The following is an 18,930-nucleotide window of genomic DNA, read 5'->3' as shown; positions in this document are numbered from 1 at the left end:
GATCATGCGCACGTGGGGATCTCACATTCAAGCCGACCGCCGACCGCTTGCGGGCGTCCTGCTGATTATTGCAGCTGCCTTGCTCGGATGCTCCGGCGGCAGCGGAGGAACCTCGCAGCCCCAGGTATCCCCCACGACTACAGCGCTGGTGGCCTCAACCGGCCAGTTGAGTTTAGGAAGCGCGCTCACGCTGACATGTACCGTCAAGTCCTCGGGAAGTCCCGTGACTACAGGATCGGTGATGTTTTATGACGGCACAACCCTGCTTGCTTCCGCCCCACTGAGTTCAAGCGGCCAAGCCACATGGTCAAGCAGCTCACTGGGGGTAGGTACGCACACGTTTAACGCCAGTTTCGGAGGAACCGCAACGCTTGCTTCTTCGACATCGAGCAACGTCGCGGTCACGGTGTCTCAACCGTTAGAAGCCAGTGTGGTCACGCTCCTCACATCGACTCCAAGCACGTTACAAGGTTTACCGGTTGAGTTGAAGGCGCAGGTGACAAACTCGTCTTCATCAAGCGGCGCAACACCTACAGGAAATGTGACGTTTAGCTCTGGCTCAACCGCACTCGGAACAGCATCCATCGATTCGACAGGTCTGGCGAACTTCACCTCGACAAAGATGCCTGCAGGCGTTGACAGCATTACAGCGTCCTATAGCGGAGACACAGCTTATTCCGGTTCCGCATCGCAGCCTGTCACGGTCATCATTAACCTACCTTCGGGAGCGACCTATACAAATCCGCTAAAGCTGAATGCATCGGCCAGCATTCCCGCAGTCAGTTGCGCAGATCCAGCCATCTACAAATTGCAAAGTGGCGGCGTTGATACGTGGTATTTGTACTGCACCAGCGATGCATTATATGCAGGTGATCCAAATCCGCATTTCATCAACGTATTCCACTCGTCAGATCTCGTGGACTGGACATATGACGGCGACGCTTTCGCAGGCCTGCCCTCATGGGCCAATGTGAATGGAGCGTCCTTGTGGGCACCCTCCATCAAATATTTCAACGGGCAATATTACCTTTACTTTGCTGCATCGGCTACTGCACTTGCAGGTAACGGATCTGCCATTGGCGTGGGTGTCAGTTCCAGTCCCACAGGCCCGTTTGTGGATTCTGGTGCACCGGTTGTCGAACCAGAACCAGCCACGAATTGTTGCTCCGGTTCGTACAGGTCCACGATTGATCCCGATGAAATTCAGGACGCGACAGGACAGAGATACATCCTCTTCGGCAGCTTCGTCGGCGGACTTTATGTAAGAAAGCTATCAGCCAACGGACTAACCTCCGACAAGACAAGCGAACAACCGGTCGCTGTCGATAACCGCTACGAAGGCGGCAATTGGTGGATTCATGGCGGCTACTACTACCTGTTCGCGTCGTCCACAAACTGTTGCAACGGTCCCCTCAGCGGCTACGGAGTCTTCGTCGGCCGCGCGACCAGCCCAATGGGCCCGTATCTGGACGCTGCGGGAATTCCGATGACCGCGATCAACCCCGGCGGAACTCCTGCGCTCCGCATGAACGGCAACAGCGTGATCGGTCCAGGCGGAAATGTTGTCTTTACCGACGAAGCCGGACAAGACTACATGCTCTATCACGGCATCCTTGCAGCGACGCCGTATTATGCCGGTTCGGTCGGATACACAGCCAGGTCGGGTTTCATCGATGCTATTGATTGGGTGAACGGATGGCCTGTCGTTCGCGGCGGGTTCGGCGCTTCCGACAAGAATTCACCTCAGCCCCTTCCTGCAGCGCAACCAGCAGCGGCCAACTCATACACGTCTGTGCTGGCAACAGAGGATTCGCCCGGAACCGCAATCGCATCTCTGTCCGATGATTTTTCTTCGTCCGCTCTGAGTCCGCAATGGTCATTCCTGCACGCAACGCCCAGTTACGCACTGACAAACAATTCTTACCAGGTCAACTCGGTTGCGTACGACCCGATCGGAAGCATGAGCAACGTCCCGCTTTTGTCGGAGCCCGCTCCTGTAGGGGACTACATGGCGGAAACGAAAGTTGATATCAATCTTCCGACGAGTGGCGTTGGACCCGATTTCGCGCAGGCGGGGTTGCTTATCTACGCCGACGACAACAATTTCGTCCGAGCCGATCTCTACAACAACAACGACACGCGGCAGGTCGAATTCATCAAGGCTGAGACCGCACAAGCTGCCGGCTACTCGACATGGGGCGCAACAAATCTCGGTCCAGCATCCATCAGCACGCAGGTCACGGTCTGGTTGCGGATTGTGAAGCGCAACGTGGACGGTGAAGAACACTACACAGCTTTCAGCAGCAAAGACGGAGTCACCTGGACTCGGGGCGGTACCTGGGTCCATCAACTGGGCAGCTCAGAGAAGATCTGTCTGTATGCGGGAAATCGGTCTGGATATGTGGGGACATTCCATTATGTGCACGTTTCAACATTGCAGTAATCAAAGCCGGAATCAAGGCTCTGCTCGTCTTGTGAGTCAACGTGCTATTTTTGCACCACTCGTTGCAGGAAACACGAAGCCGCGCGGAGTCCGAGTAAAGCTCATCGCGTTTGCATCCGCACTCGCGTTCGCAGTTCCCATGGTCGCCCAGGTAACGGTAACAGAACCCATTCCAGCCGTTGCCACCATCGACATTGACGCGAGCAAGGTTGCGAGTCAGCCGATACCGCGCACCATCTTCGGCACATTTCTCGAGCCTATTGGAAACTCAACCTACAACGGACTCTGGGCGGAATTGCTTGAAAATCCAAGCTTCGAAGCCGGTTTGTGGAGCCCCGAGAAAACTGCCGACATGCTGCGTGAACGTCCGGAGTTGCGCCGTTCCAGTGGCGTGGACGTTCCTTTGCCGTGGGAGCCGGTCGATCCGCGTCAAGGCAATCGATACGAGGTTCACCACGGCGATGCGGCCAATTCATGGCAGTCCTTACTGGTGCTCGGCGTGCCCGGCGAAACAACTGGCATCAAGCAGAGGGTTTACCTTCCAATTCATCGCACCCACGATTACGAAGGCAGTTTCTATGCGAAACATGTAGGCGGTCAGACGGGCGTTGTGGTTGCGTTGAAGATGCGTGATCAGGATGAGGTGCTCGCATCCCAGCAGATCGAAGTCACCGACGAATCGTGGAAAAAATTTAGTTTTACGTTCCACATTCCGGATGGGAAGTTGCATCGCCTCGATCCCGCGGATTTTGTCGTGCAGGTTGCGGGAGATGGGCGCATCGATTTTGATCAGTTCTCACTCATGCCGGCGGATGCGAAGAACGGCCTCGACCCGGACGCGGTCGCCATGGCCAAGGCCATGCACACGCCCCTGGTGCGATTTGGCGGAAATTTTACCTCCTCGTACCACTGGAAAGACGGTATAGGTCCGCGCGATAAACGCATCAACACGATCAATAATTCCTGGGGAATTCCGGAGTACAACAGCTTCGGCACCGATGAGTTTCTCGAGTTCTGCCGAGAGATTGGTGCCGAGCCACAAGTTGCGCTCAACCTCGGCAGCGGAACCCCGGATGAAGCCGCCGCGTGGGTTCGCTATATCAATGAGCACTGGCAGATGCACTCAGGTTTGCTTTGGGAACTCGGTAATGAACTTTGGGGCAATTGGAATCTCGGCTATCCGACCAAAGATCAACTAGCCGCGAGAACGCTGGAATTCAGCAAGGCGATTCACGCAGTCGACCCAACTGCGCGCCTCATTGCTACTGGCGCAGACCCCGAAGTCTTCAAAAGCTGGAACGCCATTCAACTCACGAACACGCCCGGCACATTCAACTACCTCTCTACTCATTTCGTAGTGGGCACCGGCGAAGTACAGCAAAAAACACCGACGGCGGACTTCGTAGCCCAGGCCTCGCTCGCACTCCCGGTTGAGTTGGAGAGGCGTGTGCGCCAGGAGCAGCAGCAGATCGACTCCACTCCAGGCTACGAAGACAAAGCACACGTCGCATTTACAGAATGGCTCTTCATCGGAGAACGATTAAATGCTCCGAATTTCCTCAACATGGGCGGAGCCGTCCTGACCGGCGGTTTCCTGAACATGGTGATGAGGAATGCAGACATCGTTCCAGTCTCCGACATGACAGGCATCATGGAGTTTGCCGGCATCTGGAAAAAACGCAGCCAGGTATTTGGAACGCCCTCTTACTACGCATTCAAGATGTATGCCGGCGCTGATATAGCAAAGCTTGTTTCTGTCGTGGCGAACTCCGGCTTGTATTCGGTGCAGCACGGCGTCAATCGCTTGCCGGAGATTGCGTCCGTTCCCAACCTTGATGTCGCCGCCGCACTCAGTGCCGACGGAAAAACTCTGACGTTGTTTTGCGTAAATCGGAGCATCTCAACTGACATTCCGACCAAGATTGGTCTACACGGTTTTGCCGCTGGCAGCCAGGCAGAGATCAGCGTCTTGAACTCACCTTCTCTCACCGACAGTAACGACGAAATCTCACCTGACCATGTTCAGCCAACTGAGAGCAGGGAAGCGGTGCGGCCGGATGGATGGTCCCACGTATTTCCGCATGGAAGTGTCACGGTGATCTCGTTCAAGCGCAAATGAATAGTTTCAAGCAGCTCCTGTAGGTCGAAGCGGAAAGGAATCATTCAAAGTGAATAAGGTTCACGATTTTCTGCACATGCGCCTTCTTGTTAGTTTTTTTGTATTGCCTCTCCTCCTTGTTTCGCAGCTACGAGGTGCGGAGCCAAAGCAAAAATGGACTGAAGACCAGGCCAATCAGTGGTACGCGGATCAGCCGTGGCTCGTTGGCGCCAATTTTCTTCCTTCCGACGCCGTCAACGAACTTGAGATGTGGCAGGCTGCAACCTTCGATGAGCAGGAGATTGATCGCGAACTGGGATGGGCCGAAGGCCTCGGCATGAACACCATGCGCGTCTTTCTCCACAATCTTCCGTGGGAACAAGACCCCACAGGATTTGAGCATCGCATCGATAGGTTTCTCGCGATAGCCAGCGCACACCACATCAAACCGATCTTCGTTTTATTCGATTCCTGCTGGGATCCCGATCCGTTGCTCGGGCCACAGCGTCCGCCAATTCCCGGCGTGCATAACTCCGGATGGGTGCAAGCCCCCGGTCGAGTTGCATTGAAAGATCCGATGCAGTATCCAAAACTCAAGTCCTATGTGCAGGGAGTCGTTGGAGCCTTCGCCAATGATCCCCGTGTGCTGGCCTGGGACATCTGGAATGAGCCGGACAACGATAACCAGTCTTCCTATGGCAAGCTTGAACCGCCCAACAAAAAGGAACTTGTTCTGAATCTGCTGCCGCAAGTGTTTGCGTGGGCTCGCGAAAAGCAACCCACTCAGCCCCTTACCAGCGGAATCTGGTCCGGCGATTGGAGTTCCCTCGATGCGATGTCCCCGATGGCGCGCACGCAGGTGGAAGAATCCGATGTCATCACGTTTCACAACTACGATTGGCCCGAAGGCTTCGAGAGCCGCGTACAGCAGCTTCAGAAGTTTCATCGCCCTCTCATCTGCACGGAGTACATGGCTCGCGGAGCCGGAAGCACTTTCGATACAGTCCTCCCGATCGCCAAGAGATACCACGTCGGCGCAGTCAATTGGGGATTGGTGAAGGGCCGCAGTCAGACCTATCTGCCTTGGGACTCATGGCAGCGGCCGTACGTGCTCGTGACGCCAACCGTCTGGTTCCACGATGTGTTCTATGAAGACGGAAAGCCTTATCGCGAGCGAGAGGTAGAGATCCTGCGGTCTCTGACAGGAAAGCAGTAGCGAAAAACACCGCTGCTCGAATATCGTTGAGGAGGTTGGTCTCGAACGAACACGAACCCGAACTGGGGGCCCGGCACCGGTCCTCGTTTGAAACACGTAACCGATCCGATCGTTCGAGCCATCACTCCATTGAAGGTCAGCCAAAACGAGGCGAATGCAGCAAAAGATACGAACAAAACTCAAGTTCGCCGGTCGGCTCACTCGGCTGTTCTTTATTATCCTGGCGCCATTGAGCGTGTATGGGCAGTCCTCGCCACCAACGAAGGCTGACGCAGATCAGCAGGTCCCCGGACGATTCGTCGACGTGGCGGAAAAGGTGGGCATCAAGTTTGTTCACCAGGCGCCGCATACGTCCCGGAAATATCTCATTGAAACCATGGGCTCCGGTGTGGCCTTGTTCGATTGCGACAATGATGGCCGTCTCGATATCTTTCTCGCCAACGGTGCACCCTACACCGATCCCACGCCCGCCGGATTCATTCCCCAAAAGACGGGTCCGCAAGATTGGAATCGCTTATTCCATCAGAAAGCCGACGGAACCTTTGAAGATGTGACGGAGAAGGCCGGCCTGCAAGGAATCGGATACAGCATGGGTGTGGCTGTGGCCGACTACGATAACGACGGCAACGAAGATCTCTACGTTACTGGCTACGGGGGAAATCGTCTCTACCACAACAACGGCAACTGCACATTTACGGATGTGACCGACAAAGCAGGCGTCGGTGGTGGCGGCTGGTCCAGTTCCGCCACGTGGGTTGATCTGGATAACGACGGTTTGCTCGATCTGGTTGTCGACCGGTATGTGCAGTGGGATTGGAACGATGTCTATTGCGGCGAACATCGGGAAGGCTTTCGCGGATACTGTCATCCCGATGTCTTTCAGCCCATCACCATGCTCGTCTACCACAACGACGGCAACGGACACTTCACAGAAGTTGCGCACAAACTCGGCCTCGATGTTCCGGCCAAGGCACTCGGCATTGCGATTGGAGATTTCGATCAGGACGGCAGGATCGACCTGTTCGTAGCGAATGATTCCATGCCCGAGTTCCTGTTTCACCAGAAGACCGATGGCACCTTTGAAGAGGTCGGTCTTGAAAGCGGCATCGCTGTCAATGCAGAAGGCAAGACTTACGCCGGCATGGGCGTGGATTTCGCCGACTACAACAACGATGGATGGCCCGACCTGGTGATCACCGATCTCGCCAATCAACGCTACGCCCTCTATCGCAACCTCGGCGATAGCACATTTGATTACGCAAGCTTCGCTTCCGGTCTTGGCGGCATGTCGATGCTGCACTCCGGCTGGAGTCTTCGATTCCTCGATTACGATAACGATGGCTGGAAGGATCTTCTGATCGCGCAGGGGCATGATCTCGACACGATTGAAAAGAGTTTCCCGCAATTGCACTATCGCGAACCCATGATGTTGGCGCGCAACACTGGCAAGAAGTTCGTGGACATCTCGGGAATTTCGTCTGAGATCTTTCACGAAGCCTGGGTCGGCAGAGGCATGGCGATCGGCGATATCAATAACGACGGCCGCATCGACGCAGTAGTCTCCACCAACGGTGGTCCAGCGCACGTCTTGCTCAATTTGACCGACACCAAGAATCATTGGGTGACACTGCGCCTCATCGGACACAAAAGCAATCGCGATGCGATCGGCGCCCAGGTCAAAATCGTGACAGCATCTCACAGCCAATGGGGAACGGTGACCACGTCGAGCGGATATCTTTCCGCCAGCGATCGAAGATTGCACTTTGGGCTTGCCGGCGATGTCGCCATCGATCGCATCGAAATCCGCTGGCCAAGCGGAATCCAGCAAGTTCTCCGCAATCAGAAAGGCGACAAGGAACTGGTTATCGAAGAGCCGGCGCAATCGGATTCAGCCAAGCCAGTCGCCGTGGCCGATCCTCCCAAGCCCTGAAAACGCGCGGTTTCGCACGTGCTTAGCGTGACGCGCTACTCCTGGCTATGCGACGTGTAGAGCTTCTGGCTGAGTTTGAATTCTTCTTGCGCTTTATCGATCTGTCCTGCTTGGCGAAGCGCCCGGCCAAGCTCGTAATGGGTACGCGGATTGTCAGGTTCCAAACGCGTAGCTTCCCGCAACTCATTGATTCCACCTACCGCATCTTGACTGGCTAGAAGGGCGCGGCCAAGTTTCTCGTGAGATTCGGCACGCGTCGGCCTGATGCGGATTGCAATGCGAAGATCATCGATCGCTTCCGGCAATCGATTGTGATCGAGAAGAAAAACGCCAAGATCCAAGAAGGGCCACTCATCCTGCCCATTAGCGTCTGCCCAGCTTGTTGCTTTCCGCAGAGCTTCCTCTGCTTTCTCGGGCTCATTGGTGGCGTCATAAACCAGGCCAATGTTTTCCTCGGCTTTTATATTTTTGGGCTGGATGGCGAGAACTTGTTCATAGAGCTTCCGCGCTTCCTGGTATCTGTCTTTGGAGTAATAGCAGCGGCCGAGAGAATAGAGAGCATCCACGTCATGAGGGTCGATCTGCACGGCAAGTTCGAGCCAGTGAATGGCGTCATCATAATCGCTGAGCATGACGTAATCGAGCGCCACACTGCGCAGTTCCTGTGCCGTCGGCTTGCGCATGCTCGCAGCGCGCGTGTACGCAGCTAGTGAGTCGCGTGCCTTGCCTTCCTGGCGCAGGACGAGCGCGTAGGCATACATCAGTTCCGCTGAATCAGGCGCTGCCGATAAAGCAGCGCGGAGGTCGAGGTCTTTTCTCAGCAGAGAAGGGGAGAGGCCTCCGGATTCCTCCGCAGCATACGGATATGCCACCGGCTTCGCCTCTTTGGCGGCGCCGGTAGACTGCGCGCTCAACCGCCCTGCAGTCAGAGCCCCCAAAAACGCTAAAAGGATCGTGGCAGCGTTGGTTTTCATTCGTGCTCCAGTCTCCCAGCCACGGTGAAACCATTTTTTCAAACTTCTCTGCGAAATGCTATGCGTAACGCACGATCTGCGTCGCGTGTGCATTCGTTCTCAAGATACAAGTGATCCTGCGCCGTCCCTTGCTCGGTATAAAACGCAGGTCGTTGGATCGAATGTTTGAATTGAATGTGTCGTGAACCGTGCAAGAAGGGAGATCGTGGGTGACGCGTCTACTTCTTCGACGCACCCAATGGGTGGGAAATATCAAAAGTCGAAAAGCGGTGGTTTTGGCCAGTAATCTCTGAGCGTAACTCAAGCCAAAGCTCGTTGGGAATTTTCAAATAAACTTCAACCACCGTCGGATCGAATTGCGTTCCCGAGCAGCGAATGATCTCTTCCCGCGCAGCATCGAACGTGCGCGCAACCCGATACGGCCGGTCGCTGGTGATCGCGTCAAGCGTGTCGGCCACCGCAAATATGCGCGCGCCGATTGGAATCGCGCTACTCTTCAGCGCGCTCGGATAGCCGCTTCCATCGTAATGTTCCTGGTGCGTAAAGACGATCTCGGCTGCTTCTGCCAGAAACGGAATCTTGCGTAGCATCTGGTAGCCGCGTGCGCAGTGCTCGCGCATAACATCTTGCTCTTCCGGCGTCAGTTTGCCCGGTTTGCGCAGTATTTCGTCGGGAATCGCCATCTTGCCGATGTCGTGCAAGAAAGCGCCGCGTGCAATCACCTTGATCTCTGCCGGCGATATTCCCATCGCCCGTGCCAACGCTATCGTGTAAGCAGTTACGCGCTTGGAGTGGCCTTCAGTCTCAGAGTCCTTCAGATCGAGCGCATCACCCAGTGCTTCGAGCGTCACGTCGTACGAGTGCTCCAGATCTTCCATCGCCTGGCGCAGCATCTCCGTGCGCGCCCGCACCACCTGTTCCAGATTCTGCTGGTAGGTCCGGCTCTCCTGCAGCGCCTGTCGATGTTCCAGCGCGCGCTGTACCGTTGCCACAAGATGTTCGCGTTCGAAGGGCTTTAGAAGGTAGTCGTACGCACCACGGCGCATCGAGTCGATCGCCACGCTGATGTCATGAATGGCCGTGACCATGATGACTGGTAGATTTGGATTCTGCGCGTGAATGCGCTCCAGCAGCGCGAGACCATTACCTTCCTGCATCACGATATCGGTCAGAATCAGTTCGAAGCCGTCCTGATCGATAGCCTCCATCGCTTCACGCCCACCAGAGGCAAGCACAACGTCATATCCCTGGCGCTCGAGAGTTGCAGCAATCATGGAACGAACGTGCGCTTCATCGTCCACAACCAAAACGCGAGCCGACTTGCTCCCTTTGAGGCTGGCGCGGGCGTCTGCGCTCACCACCGAAAGCATCGCTGATGAGGAAGCGTCCTGGTTTCCCAGTTTCGACGCTAACCCCGTCTCCGTCCCGTTTTCCCGCCACTGTCCGGTCCACTTGCGGCGGGGCAATCCTCTCAATTTAGGTACAAGCATTCTTTAAATGGAAAACCTCATTCTCCCTATTAGAGAGTTAAATCGTCATCTGGAAGCTTGAAAATTAGTCGACTGCGCCAATTTCACTTGCAAACTTCCGCGAAGGGATGAATCGACAAGTCCCACACGAGCCTGCACGCAGCAATAACCTGAGAACGTATCAAGAACTTACGCTTCCTCGGGCAGTGGCGCAAGCCCTTCTTGTTTAAGTACCAAAGTACTAAAGTGTTATGGATTTTTTGCCGAATCTGTCTGCTCTTGAGACACATTTTTTCTCTCAAGTTCACTTCGAGCCTGGTTTCTTCTCAACTTGTCGATTTCATCTTCTCCATCGCAGCGTGACGGGCTACCGCCCAGCCTTCCTTCACCACCTGCCGCGAACGCCCCACTGCCAGCGCGCCCGAAGGAACATCTCGTGTGATGCACGACCCGGCGCCGATGTATGCTCCATCGCCAATCTCAATCGGCGCAACCAGTGTGGAATCACTTCCGACGAAGACTTTCTGCCCGATTCGGGTAAGGTGCTTGTGCACGCCATCGTAGTTGCAGGTGATTACCCCGGCTCCAATATTTGAACCTGCCCCCACTTCCGCATCGCCAATATAGGTCAGATGATTGGCCTTTGCGCCCTTGCCGAGTTTCGCCTTTTTGGTCTCGACGAAGTTACCGACATGCGCTTCCTGCCCAATCTCACTCCCCGGCCTTATCCGCGCAAAGGGGCCGATACGTGCGCTATCAGACACAACGCTCTCTGTCAGCACGCAGCTTTGAAGCACCACCACATCGGCTCCCAGAGTGCAATTCTCAATTACGGAGTAAGAACGAATCCGGCACTCCGCGCCGATCCTGGTTTTGCCCAGCAACTGCACAAACGGTTCAATGATTGTGTCCGGCTCGACCTCTACTTCAGCATCAATCACGCAGGTCTCCGGCCGAAAGATCGTGACTCCGCCCGCCATCAGCCGACGTGCGGTTGCCATGCGGAGATTCGCATCCAGCGCGACAAGTTCCGCAATGGTGTTCGCACCCAGCACCTCCACTGCCTCTTCCGCTTTCAAAGCCGCAACCTTTTCACCGCCTGTATGCAGATGCGCCGCCATATCCGTCAGATAAAACTCACGATGAGAATTGTCGTTTGAGAGCTTGTCGAGATATTTCAGCAACGGTGCCACCTTGAACGCGTAAATCCCGGAATTGATTTCGCGAATCGAATGCTGTTCACCTTTCAAGGCTTTCTGCTCGACAATCGCGTCCACATCCGAGCGATCGGGAGAACGTCGAATCACGCGTCCATACCCCGCAGGATCCTCTGGCGTCGCCGTCAGGATCGTCATTGCCGCGCCTTCCGCCAAGTGCAGCGTCATCAAATGCTGCAGAGTATCCGCGGTGATCAACGGCACGTCGCCAGATAAAACCAGGATATGTTCGTACCCTGCGATTGCCTCGCGAGCGCATTGGATGGCATGACCGGTTCCACGCTGCTCCTTCTGTTCGATGAACTGAACGCCGGTGCTTGCCATCGCCGCGCGCACCCGTTCTGCCTCGTGACCGATGATCGCGTAGATGTCACTGTTCTCCGCAAGCCGTGCTGCTGTCCCAATCACATGGCTTAGCAGAGGCTTCCCGCCCACTTCGTGCAGCACCTTGGGCCTGCGCGATTTCAATCGCGTGCCTTTGCCGGCGGCCATGATCACCACCGCCAGTTTCGGTAGCGGATGTTCTTGCTTCGCTTCCTTGCTCACTATTGTTTCTCCGTCCCACCGCCTGCATCGCCTTGTGCGCCGGGAATACTGATGTCGATGTTATGCACTGGACCCATCTTCAGTTCATCCAATCCCGGCTTGATCTCCGGTCCATTGCCTACCACCAGCACAGCGTACTTGTCGGGATGAATGTATTTCTTTGCCGCAGCATTTAGATCCGCAACCGTAACCTTCTCGAGCGCGGCCTTGTACGTCTCGAGATAGTCCGCCGGATATCCGTAAAACTCCAGTCGCACCCGTTCCGCCAGCACCTTGTCCTTCGTGTCATAGCGAAACAAAAATGAGTTGAGAATGTTGTCTTTGGCGCGCTTCAATTCCTCTTCAGTGAATGGCCGCGTAGTCAGTCCATCCATCACCTTGTAGCTCTGCTGAATAGCTTCGACGGTGGTTGCGCTTTGCGTCAGCACCACGCTCTCAAATGTGGCAGGGTGGTCCCATCCAAACCCCAGCCCTCCGCCGACCTCATACGCCAGGCCAAGCTCTGTTCTTACTTTCTGGAAGAGCCTGCTTGCAAAGCCCCCTGCAAACACGTCGTTCATCATGGCGAGGCTTGGAACGTCGGGATTGTGGCGATCGATTCCCAGGCCCACGATCATCGCCTGCGACTGGTTCACGTCTTCTTTATTGATGAAGTAAACACCCGGCGTCGGGCCCTTGAAAACGTCGTGTCGCACCGGATTCGGCTTTGCCGCAGGCAGGTGCTCAAAGGTGGCTCGCAGTTTTGCTTCCATCGCCGCAGAATCGAAATCGCCGCTGATGCTGATGATCAGTTTGTTGCCAATCGTCCGGTCATGCCATGCCTGCAGATCAGCAGTCGTGACCTTGGAAATGGTCGACAACTCAGGTTGCCGTGCATACGGGCTGTCGGCTCCATATACGAGCTTGGCCGCCTCGCGTCCGGCAATCTGGCTCTCATCATCATTGCGACGCACAATGCCGGTTGCCGTCTGCTGCTGCGCCAGACGCAGTTTCTGCTGATCAAACTTGGGATGAAACAGCAGGTCCATCGCCAGGTCATACACCTGGTCGGTGTCTGCTTTCAGGGAATCCCACGACAGTGCAGTCGAATCATCATCCCCGCCGGTTTCAATATGCGCAGCCTTTGACTCCAGCAGGTCGTCCATGGCATCGCCATCCATCTTCGCGCTGCCGCTCGTTCGCCACGTCTGCCCGTAGAGCGAAATCAATCCGCATTTCGCCGGATCTTCATCGCGCGATCCACCGGGGATCGTTACGGAGCCGGAAACAAACGGCAACTCGTGATCTTCCTGCAGAAACAGCACAATGCCATTCTTCAGCGCAATGCGCTTCGGCTGCTGCGGTTTGAAATCATGAAGCGCAGGAATGGGAATCTTTTCCCAAGGCTTGCTCTGCTGTGCCGCTGAAACGCCCGTAACCAGCAACAACAAAAATGCGACAAAAGGAGCGCGAGCCATGGCGTTCTTTAAAAATCTGAACTCATCGCTGACCACTGACCACTGACCTCTGTTCTTCACTTCTGGCCTCCGTCATTCTTCGCGGGAGCCGAGGGCGCCTGCGTTTCAATCTCCGCCGAAGTGCGGTTGGAGGCGACAAATATCTCGTTGCTAACGCGTCGAATATCTGCTTTGGTCACTTTGTCTACACGATCGAGTTGTTTAAAGAGTTCCCGCCAGTCTCCGTAGCGTGTCTGATATTCGGCGAGCGCATTCGCGAGGCCCTGGTTATCGGCCAGCCCGCGCAACAGATCGGCCCGTGCGCGAGTCTTGTACATCGCTAACTCCGCATCCGTAACATCGACAGTCTTCAGCTTTTCAATTTCCTTGTGCACCGCGGTCGCCATCTCCGCATCGGAATGACCCGGGAGCGGTATCACTCCAAACGTGAAGAGACTGGGATACTTGTCGCCCGGAAAACTCCCGAAGCCTGCCGCCTCGGCGGCAATCTGCTGGTCGCGCACCAGGCTGCGATACAACCGCGAAACCCGCCCGTTCGACAGGATGTCGCTTATCGCGTCATACACTGCGTCGTCCGGACTGCGATAGCTTGGCCGATGATACGACTCAACGTAGATGGGCTGGCTCGGGTCTTTGATAATGACTTTTTTCTCGGCAAACTGCTTTGGCTCGACCGTGGTCATCTCCAGCGGCTTGGGGCCACCGGCGACTTTGCCAAAATACTTCTCCAGCACCGGCATCGCCTCGGCCGCTTTTACGTCCCCCACTACGGCAATCACGATGTTCGATCCCACGTAATACTTCTTGTGGAAGGCCATCGCCTCCGTCGCCGTAATCTGACTCACCTCGCTTGGCCAACCGACTCCGCTGCGGCCGTAGTTGTGAGCCACATACGCGGTCGCTGCCAGCTGTTCCAGCATGCGGCCTTCAGGGTTGGAATCGGTCCTCATGCGGCGCTCTTCCAGAACCACCGAACGCTCCTTGTAAAACTCGCGGGGAACCGTGTTGGCTAGCCGGCTGCTCTCCATCCATGCCCACAGTTCGAGGCGATTCTCTGGCATCGACCAGAAAAACATCGTCTCGTCCTGGCCGGTCTGCGCGTTCAGCCCGTTCGCTCCATTGCGCTCAGCCACGTCGGTGAACTGGTTCGGAACCACAAATTTCTCCGCGGCCGCTTGCGCATCATCAAAAGCCTTCTTCAGATCAGCCAGCTTTTTAGGATCGCTCCCCATGGGGTTCCGCGCTTCGCTCTCCAGAGCGAGCTCAGCAGCCTCGACCTTATCCAGGGCTGACTTTTCCGCCGAATAGTCTGTGGTGCCGATTTCGTCCGTTCCCTTAAAGGCTAGGTGCTCGAACATGTGTGCCAGGCCGCTCTGACCCATGGGGTCGTCCACGTCTCCTGCGTCCACAAACGTTACGTAGCTGAAGACCGGCGCTTCCGGCCTCTCGCAGATCAAAATCGTAAGGCCATTAGGCAGCACCTTCGTCGTGATGCGCTGCTCGAAACTCTTTAGATCCTGCGATAAGCCGGTCATGCAGGCCATAAAAACCCCCGCGAGGACGGCGGAGATCGCCGTGAGCCTTCCCGGCAAGTTCCTGTGCATCTTTGCTCCTCCGAGCGGGGCCGGAACGAGCTACCCCTCCTTCAAAACTAGTTGCTGTGCATGGGTGCGTCAAACCGCGATGCTTTGGCCGTCATCCCGGTGAACCGCAGCCAACCGTCTGCGTATCATCTGGTGAGGCCCAATCAATGCGCCGTTGGCTATTTCGTCTTCTGTCTCTGGTACTTGTGCTTTTCGTCGTTGCCTTTGCGGGAATATGGCTCCTGGAGTTCTATCCCCGCCATGGTTCGCATCCTCCGTTACAACTGGCCCGCGGCACTCTGGCCATCCAACATGCCCGCATCTATGTCAGCCCAGGCGATACTCCCATTGAAGATGGGACCGTACTGGTCCGTGACGGTCTCATCGCTGCAGTCGGTACGAACGTTGAAGTGCCGTCCGACGCTACCATCGTGCCCTGCGACCACTGCGTAGTCACTGCCGGCTTCTGGAATGCGCACGTCCATTTCACTGAACCCAAATGGTCGATGGCTAACTGGAAATCTGCTGGCACCCTCGCAACTCAGCTCGCCGACATGTTCCTGAGCCATGGATTTACCACCGTCATCGATCTCGGTTCGAACCCCGCCGACACCTTTTCCATTCGTCGTCGCATCGAGAAAGGGGAATTAAGCGGGCCATATATCTATACCGCAGGAACCGCACTTTACCCGCCCCACGGTGCGCCCTTCTATCTCCGCGAAACGATGCCACGGTGGATGGTCATGCTTCTTCCCCAGCCTGAGACGCCGCAAGAGGCAACCAGCATCGTCCGCCGCAACCTGGCCTCTGGTGCAGACATCACCAAGCTATTCACCGGCTCTTGGGTACAGCGCGGACATGTCCTTCCCATGCCAGTCAATATCGCCACCGCCGCCGTGACGGAAAGCCATCTCAACGGCAAGCTTGTCTTCGCGCATCCCTCCAACCTTGCCGGCGTGCAGGTGGCGATCGACAGCGGCGTTGACGTGCTGGCCCATGCCGCCGACGACACCAATGGCGTAGACGCAGCGCTCCTCAGTTCGGCCATCCGAAAGAACATGGCGATGATCCCCACTCTCAAAATGTTCACCACCACCGTGACCACCGACCCGCACTACATGGATCCCATCTGCGCTGAGGTGCAGCAGTTTCACCAGCTCGGTGGAACCCTTCTCTTTGGCACAGATGTGGGCTACATGACCGACTACACCACCGAAGGGGAATTCGTGGAACTCGGCAAAAGCGGACTCGACTGGAAGACGGTTCTTGGCATGTTGACCACCAATCCCGCAGCACGCATGGGAGTATCCAGCGCAAAGGGAACCGTCACACCCGGAAAGCTTGCCGATCTCACCATCCTCGACGCCGACCCCGCCACCGATCTGACCAACTTCTCAAGGGTGCGCTCCGTGGTGCGTTCCGGCAAGGTTGTCTGGCAGCGATGAAATGATCGGAAAGTGCCCCTTCATCGCGGCGGCGTCGCAATCTGTGGGTCGGAGCATCATTGGTTATTGCGTGAATTGTGACGATAGCCAAATGATCAGAAAAAAGACGAAGCCCCCGATGAGAAATCTGATGGCTTTTCTCGCCTCCTGCTTCGGCTCATCAGGGTCACTCGACCTATATACCAGGCGTTTTCCCCGCCACTGACTCGGCTTGTAGTAGGTGCCCACGCGAGCCGTAATCTCATCCTTTCAGAAGTCCAACAAGGTTCACCGGACACAATTGGTTGACTTTCGAGTCTGATGGACAACGCGGAGTGGGTTCACAGGCGGCGATAAGATCAATGCCCTATACTGATGACTGCGATTCAAATGGCTTCCGGCTTGCCGGAAGTCTTGTTTTTATGAGGATTGGGCATTGAGCACGACTAGAAAATCCGCATCCGCCGAGCGCCGCATTCGCTCCACGACCGTCATCTGCGTCCGGCGCAATGGCTTAGTGGTGATGGCCGCTGACGGGCAGGTCACCATGAGCGACCATGTCCTCAAGCACTCGGCCAAAAAGATTCGCCGCCTCTATCAGGACAAGATCCTCGCTGGCTTCGCTGGGTCAACCGCGGATGCCTTCAATCTCTTCACGCGCTTTGAAACCAAGCTGGAGCAGTACGCCGGCAACCTCAATCGCGCCGCCGTCGAACTCGCCAAAGACTGGCGTACCGACAAGATGCTGCGTAACCTCGAAGCCCTTCTCGTAGTCGCCGACAAGGGCCAGACATTCCTGCTCTCCGGTTCAGGCGACGTGATCGATCCCGATGAGCCCATCGCCGCGATCGGCTCCGGAGGCAGCTACGCCACTGCCGCCGCGCGCGCCCTGCTTGAGAACACCGACATGGACGCGCACGAGATTGCCGCGAAAGCCATGAAGATCGCCGCCGACATCTGCATTTACACCAACGACCGCATCACATTTGAGGAGTTGAAGGGCTAGGGTCCCTCACATCCATGGCCATTTATCTTCCCGCATCCGCCGAAGAACAGGACATCGCGCTCGACGAATTGACCCCGCGCGAAATCGTCGCCGAGCTCGACAAGCACGTCGTCGGTCAGCGTCCGGCCAAGCGCGCGGTGGCCATCGCGCTCCGCAATCGCCAGCGTCGCCAGAAGCTTCCTCCCGACATAGCCGACGACATCATGCCCAAGAACATCATCATGATTGGGCCCACCGGTGTCGGCAAAACTGAAATTGCGCGCCGTCTTGCCAAGCTTACCAATTCGCCGTTCCTGAAGGTTGAAGCCTCAAAATTTACCGAGGTCGGCTACGTGGGCCGCGACGTCGAATCCATGATCCGCGACCTCGTAGAGATCGCCATCGATATGGTGCGCGAAGAGCGTCTCGAAGAAGTGGAAGACAAGGCTGAGATGAACGCCGAAGAGCGTCTTCTCGACATCCTGCTTCCCCCACCACCGGCTACGCCGCCTGCGCAAGAAGGGCAGCTCTCGCTCCCGGGATCGGAAAGCTACCAACGCTCTCGCGAAAAACTTCGCCAGCAATTCCGCGAAGGCAAACTCGACGACCGCACTGTTGAACTCGACGTCCGCGAGCGCAACACCCCCCAGTTCGGCATCATCTCCAACCAGAACCTTGAAGACATGGAGATGAACCTCAAGGACATGCTTCCCAACATCTTTGGCGGCGGGTCCAAAAAACGCAAAATGAAAGTCGGCGATGCATTCGACTACCTTGTGCAGGAAGAAGAAGGCCGCCTCATCGACATGGACCAGGTCAATCGCGCCGCCGTGGAGCGTGTCGAATCCAGCGGCATCGTCTTCCTCGATGAAATCGACAAGATCGCAGGACGCGAAGGCTCACACGGGCCCGACGTTTCGCGCGAGGGAGTTCAGCGCGACATTCTCCCCATCGTCGAAGGCACCACGGTGAACACGCGGTATGGCATGGTGCGCACCGATCACATTCTGTTCATCGCCGCCGGAGCATTCCACGTCTCCAAGCCCAGCGATCTCATTCCTGAATTGCAGGGCCGCTTCCCGATCCGGGTAGAACTCAAATCGCTCACCGTCGAAGATTTTCTGCGCATCCTCACGGAGCCAAAATCGTCGCTCACCAAGCAATACTCGGCTCTGCTCGAGACCGAAGGCGTCCGCCTCGAATTCGATCCCGAAGCTCTCCGCGAGATGGCCGAGTTTGCCTTTAAAGTTAACGAACAGACTGAGAACATCGGCGCCCGCCGCCTCCACACCATCATGGAGCGCGTGCTCGAAGACGTCAGCTACCTCGCCCCCGATGTAGCGCGCGGTTCTGGCACTCTTGAACAGGCTGCTGAACTCACCAAAGACGGAGCCAACGAGGCCATCGGCCCTCTTCCGTACAACGAGCGAGTCACCGCCTCCGGCCCAGAGAAGGTCTTCACCATCTCCCCGGAATATGTTCGCCAGATGGTAGCCGCCGTAGTCAAAGACAACGACCTCAGCCGCTACATCCTTTAAGACTGACGAAATGATTCACGCACCAGAAACCAAACGAGGGTGTCCCATCC

General features: G+C 56.3%; 12 protein-coding genes. 7 read left to right on the top strand and 5 right to left on the bottom strand.

The window, feature by feature from the left end:
* Positions 1-4: 4 nt before the first annotated feature.
* From P8935_RS21640 to P8935_RS21625, 4 genes are all read left to right on the top strand, one after another.
* Positions 5-2,443 carry a family 43 glycosylhydrolase gene (locus P8935_RS21640; RefSeq protein WP_348262387.1) on the top strand — a complete coding sequence of 813 codons (2,439 nt, stop codon included), beginning with the start codon at positions 5-7 and terminating at the stop codon, positions 2,441-2,443.
* Between the two features lie 31 nt (positions 2,444-2,474).
* A complete protein-coding gene (locus tag P8935_RS21635; protein WP_348262386.1) occupies positions 2,475-4,562 on the top strand; it encodes an alpha-L-arabinofuranosidase C-terminal domain-containing protein in 2,088 nt (695 codons plus the stop codon).
* Positions 4,563-4,611: 49 nt separating this feature from the next.
* Complete coding sequence (locus P8935_RS21630) at positions 4,612-5,757, top strand: cellulase family glycosylhydrolase (protein WP_348262385.1); 1,146 nt, start codon at positions 4,612-4,614, stop codon at positions 5,755-5,757.
* 154 nt (positions 5,758-5,911) lie between these two features.
* Positions 5,912-7,687 (top strand): CRTAC1 family protein, encoded by a 1,776-nt coding sequence (locus P8935_RS21625; protein ID WP_348262384.1) that lies wholly within the window; start codon positions 5,912-5,914, stop codon positions 7,685-7,687.
* Between the two features lie 35 nt (positions 7,688-7,722).
* On the opposite strand, the gene P8935_RS21620 is transcribed toward P8935_RS21625, so the two are convergent.
* The 5 genes from P8935_RS21620 to P8935_RS21600 form a co-directional block, all read right to left on the bottom strand.
* Positions 7,723-8,661, bottom strand: a complete 939-nt coding sequence (locus tag P8935_RS21620; protein WP_348262383.1) for a tetratricopeptide repeat protein — start codon at positions 8,659-8,661, stop codon at positions 7,723-7,725.
* Between the two features lie 218 nt (positions 8,662-8,879).
* Positions 8,880-10,151: an HD domain-containing phosphohydrolase gene (locus tag P8935_RS21615; protein ID WP_348262382.1), complete on the bottom strand. Its 1,272-nt coding sequence runs from the start codon at positions 10,149-10,151 to the stop codon at positions 8,880-8,882.
* Between the two features lie 305 nt (positions 10,152-10,456).
* Complete coding sequence (glmU, locus tag P8935_RS21610; protein WP_348265365.1) at positions 10,457-11,839, bottom strand: bifunctional UDP-N-acetylglucosamine diphosphorylase/glucosamine-1-phosphate N-acetyltransferase GlmU; 1,383 nt, start codon at positions 11,837-11,839, stop codon at positions 10,457-10,459.
* A gap of 53 nt (positions 11,840-11,892) precedes the next feature.
* Positions 11,893-13,410, bottom strand: a complete 1,518-nt coding sequence (locus P8935_RS21605; protein ID WP_348262381.1) for a pitrilysin family protein — start codon at positions 13,408-13,410, stop codon at positions 11,893-11,895.
* A complete protein-coding gene (locus P8935_RS21600; protein WP_348262380.1) occupies positions 13,407-14,954 on the bottom strand; it encodes a pitrilysin family protein in 1,548 nt (515 codons plus the stop codon). The genes P8935_RS21605 and P8935_RS21600 overlap by 4 nt, the downstream gene beginning before the upstream one ends.
* A 146-nt stretch (positions 14,955-15,100) precedes the next feature.
* Here P8935_RS21600 and P8935_RS21595 point away from each other — a divergent pair, with 146 nt between their 5' ends.
* The 3 genes from P8935_RS21595 to hslU all read left to right on the top strand — a co-directional run bounded on the left by P8935_RS21595 (position 15,101) and on the right by hslU (position 18,880).
* Complete coding sequence (locus P8935_RS21595) at positions 15,101-16,378, top strand: amidohydrolase family protein (RefSeq protein ID WP_348262379.1); 1,278 nt, start codon at positions 15,101-15,103, stop codon at positions 16,376-16,378.
* 415 nt (positions 16,379-16,793) lie between these two features.
* Positions 16,794-17,363: an ATP-dependent protease subunit HslV gene (gene hslV, locus P8935_RS21590; RefSeq protein WP_348262378.1), complete on the top strand. Its 570-nt coding sequence runs from the start codon at positions 16,794-16,796 to the stop codon at positions 17,361-17,363.
* 14 nt (positions 17,364-17,377) lie between these two features.
* Positions 17,378-18,880 (top strand): ATP-dependent protease ATPase subunit HslU, encoded by a 1,503-nt coding sequence (gene hslU, locus P8935_RS21585; RefSeq protein WP_348262377.1) that lies wholly within the window; start codon positions 17,378-17,380, stop codon positions 18,878-18,880.
* The last annotated feature ends 50 nt before the right edge of the window (positions 18,881-18,930 follow it).

The sequence above is a fragment of the Telmatobacter sp. DSM 110680 genome (genome assembly GCF_039994875.1).
Lineage (GTDB): Bacteria > Acidobacteriota > Terriglobia > Terriglobales > Acidobacteriaceae > Telmatobacter.
The sequence above is the reverse complement of the archived record's forward strand: the minus strand, read 5'-3'. Positions and strand labels throughout refer to the sequence as shown.